Source organism: Pseudomonas sp. YuFO20, assembly GCF_035064975.1.
GTDB classification, from domain to species: Bacteria; Pseudomonadota; Gammaproteobacteria; order Pseudomonadales; family Pseudomonadaceae; genus Aquipseudomonas; species Aquipseudomonas putida_AE.
This window is the reverse complement of record NZ_JAXDEO010000136.1, coordinates 1-2,171: the sequence shown is the minus strand read 5'-3', so window position 1 is coordinate 2,171 and position 2,171 is coordinate 1. Positions and strand designations below refer to the sequence as shown.

The 2,171-nt window shown below is 54.9% G+C and carries 2 protein-coding genes; both read right to left on the bottom strand.

The features are described from left to right. Window positions 1–870: tetratricopeptide repeat protein (locus tag SOP85_RS30905; protein ID WP_323629392.1), on the bottom strand; the 870-nt coding region annotated here is incomplete at its 3' end. 241 nt (window positions 871–1,111) lie between these two features. Beyond that, window positions 1,112–2,171, bottom strand: a 1,060-nt coding sequence (locus SOP85_RS30900) for an SEL1-like repeat protein (RefSeq protein WP_323629391.1), incomplete at its 5' end; no start/stop codon positions are given.

Here is a 2,171-nt window from a genome sequence, read left to right as displayed (position 1 = left end):
GACGATTTCGTTGATTTCGGGGACTGTGGGGTTCGCGTAGGAAGCTCTCGCGAGTATTCGCCAGATTTTTTCATAGCGTTCGGCGCGTTCGAGGTCTTCCTGTTGGCCCAGGTAATACAGCTGATTGTCAGGCTCGGGACCCCGAAAGCCATGCTTCAAGAAAGAAGCCGCTGTCTCATCGCCCCCCGCGACACCGAGTTGGAATACTTCGAGTGCTTCTTGGTACTGACCCTTTCCTTTGAGATTCACACCCAGATCCACAGCCGCCTCACCATGTCTTTGCTCGGCAGCGCAGCGAAGCATTTGCCGAGCGACATCCGGGGCAACATCGCTAGGAGCCAGTTTGTCCCCCACATAGTATTGCGCTAGGGCACTACCTTGATCAGCAGCCTTGCGGTAGTAACGCAAAGCCATTTCCGAGTCCTGTTTCAACCCTGCGGAACCTTGCTGCAAGAAGATCCCCACAAAGTAATATCCCGTGGCAACACCGGCGTCGATAAGTCGTTGGCTCAAGCGCAAGTGTTCATGGCCATGGAGCTTGAAATGCTGGCGCATCGCGCCGTTCTGCAGGTTGATATTGGCCTTGTAGTGGTCGTTTTCGGCGGCGATGCGGTACAGCCGTTCGATCTCGACGTCGACGCTCTTGTCTTGCTTTAGCTGATTGTTCTTCTGCAACCAGCGGGCGTATTGGAACAGCACATCTGTTTCGGCTGAGGGGGGAGGTATTTTTTCGTGGGCGCAGGCAAAGGCGAAATTGGCCTTGATGTCGGCGAGCGGATTCACATGAGGGTTCTTTTTCATATAGGTAAAGGCACTGCGGCTATCACAAGCAGCCAGCAGCAGGCACAAAAGCAAGAGCACGAGACGCATCAGTCGAGATCCTTAGGGAGGCTTTGTTGTAATAAAAATCGATGAGCGAAGCACATGGCGCATCCTTCTTTACTGATTGTTCCCACGCTCTGCGTGGGCATGCATCCCGTGAGGCTCCGCGTCAGCATTGCGCAGGTGTCGACAGCGGGACGCAGAGCGTCCCCACCTTTGGGTTATTCGCAAGCTCGCTTTTTCATTTCATGGGAAGCAGGGCGTTACTGTCCTGTTTGAGCTGGATTTCTCATCCGAGCAGGCACCATTTAACCGCTTGCTCAGATCGTGTGATCTTGTCGGAGAAGGGCCAGATGCGTGGCTGGTAACGTTCGACCAGTTGCTTGGGCAAGATCACGCCCTGCTCGAAATACCGAATGCCGTTGCCGTCCTTGACTGAATGGTGGTGAGGTAGCCAGCCAACCTGCCAGTACCCACTTACCGGGCAGACTTGACCGCTATAGCAGTACGGTGCGGATAAATGAGCCTGGCTGAATGCGGGTGAACCCGGAAGTCCTCGGCCGGTGGCCGGGTCCAGGAGTTTGGCCTTGGACAGCTGGTTGATCAGCGCTTGGCTGGGCTTTTCCGGTGGGACGTTGGCCCGGCGTGCTTCGAGCCATTGGAGCTTGCCATCCCAGGCTGGAAGCTTCGCCGGGGGTAAAGGGACGATTTCGTTGATTTCGGGGACTGTGGGGTTCGCGTAGGAAGCTCTCGCGAGTATTCGCCAGATTTTTTCATAGCGTTCGGAGCGTTCAGGGTCTTCTTGTTGCCCGAGGTAGTACATCGTATTAATGGAAGGATGATTTTGAAATGCTTCCTTCAAGCGACTCGCGGCGCTCTCACCGCCTCCGGCAACGCCCATCTGTAAAACCTCAATTGCGTCTGTATATTTTTTATCATCCCTAAGATAAATCGATAGCATGACGGCTGCCTTGCCATGCCCTTGCTGGGCAGCGCAACGATACATATCGAGCGCGACTTTCGGAGCGATGTCGCTCGGTGCCAATTTTTCTCCTACGTAGTATTGCGCCTGAGCATTTCCCTGGTCAGCAGCCTTACGGTAGTAACGCAAGGCCATTTCCGAATCCTGTTTCAACCCAGCCGAGCCCTGCTGCAAGAAGATCCCCACGAAGTAATATCCCGTGGCAACACCGGCGTCGATTAGGTGTTGGCTCAAGCGCAAGTGTTCATGGCCATGGAGCTTGAAATGTTGGCGCATCGCGCCGTTCTGCAGGTTGATATTGGCCTTGTAGTGGTCGTTTTCGGCGGCGATGCGGTACAGCCGTTCGATCTCGACGTCGACGCTCTTG